The 1118-nt window shown below is 69.1% G+C and carries 1 protein-coding gene; it reads left to right on the top strand.

Features of this window, described 5'->3' with window-relative positions; genetic code table 11:
• A partial coding sequence (locus ABD340_RS47775; RefSeq protein WP_344598854.1) for an ISAs1 family transposase occupies window positions 1–1118 on the top strand: 1118 nt, incomplete at both ends.

Genomic DNA, 1118 nt, shown 5'->3' on the forward strand with positions numbered 1-1118 from the left:
CCGCCACTGCGAGGGCGTCCATCTGCCATGTTCTGCCACCGACCTGCCCGGTCTGCCCGCTTTGGTCGAGGTCCTCGACGGCATTCCCGATCCGCGGCACCGGCGAGGCCGCCGTTACCGGCTCGGCCCCCTGCTGGCGTTATGCCTGCTCAGCGTGCTGAGCGGAGCTACCACCCTGGCGAAGACCGGCAGGATCGCCACGGAACTGGACGCCCATCTCCTCCAGCGGCTCGGCCTGCCGACCAGGCTGCCGGCCATCACCACGCTCGGCCGGCTGCTGGCACGCCTCGACGGTGACACCTTTGACGAAGCGATCGGCTCCTGCCTGGCCGCGCTGACCCATGACCCTGATGACCAACAGGCCGAGCGACAGGCGACGGCACAGCAGGCGCTGGCGGTGGACGCCAAGACCGTCCGGGGCAGCCGTCGCCGCGACGGAACGGTGACATATCTGCTGGCCGCCGCACTGCACGACGACCAGGCCGTACCGGCGCAACGGCAGGTCGACGCCAAGAGCAACGAGATCCCCGCCTTCGTCCCGCTGCTGAGCGGTGTGGACCTGACCGGCAGGATCGTCACCGCCGACGCCCTGCACACCCAGCGCGAACACGCCCGCCACCTGGTCCAAGGCCGAGGCGCCCACTACATCCTGGTTGTGAAAGGCAACCAGAAAAGCCTGCACGACCAGCTGAAACGCCTACCCTGGCCGGACATCCCGCTGCACCACCGCACCCTGGACAACGGCCACGGCCGACGAGAGATCCGCCGCCTGAAGGCCTGCACCGTACGGCCGGGCCTGCTGTTCCCGCACGCCGCCCAGGCGATCCAGATCAAGCGCCGCCGCACCGACCACGCCACCGGCAAGACGACGATCAAGACGATCTATGCCGTCACCAGCCTGACCCCAGGTCAAGCAGCCCCCGCCCGGCTGGCCTCATACATCCGCGGGCACTGGTCGATCGAGGCGCTCCCACCACATCCGCGACGTCACCTACGCCGAAGACACCTCACGCATCCGCACCGGCCACACACCCCGCATCATGGCCGGCCTGCGGAACCTGGCCATCGCCCTGACACGACCCATGGGCTGGACCAACATCCCGGCAGCAACGACCACT

It is taken from the genome of Actinomadura vinacea, assembly GCF_039532545.1.
Taxonomy (GTDB): domain Bacteria; phylum Actinomycetota; class Actinomycetes; order Streptosporangiales; family Streptosporangiaceae; genus Spirillospora; species Spirillospora vinacea.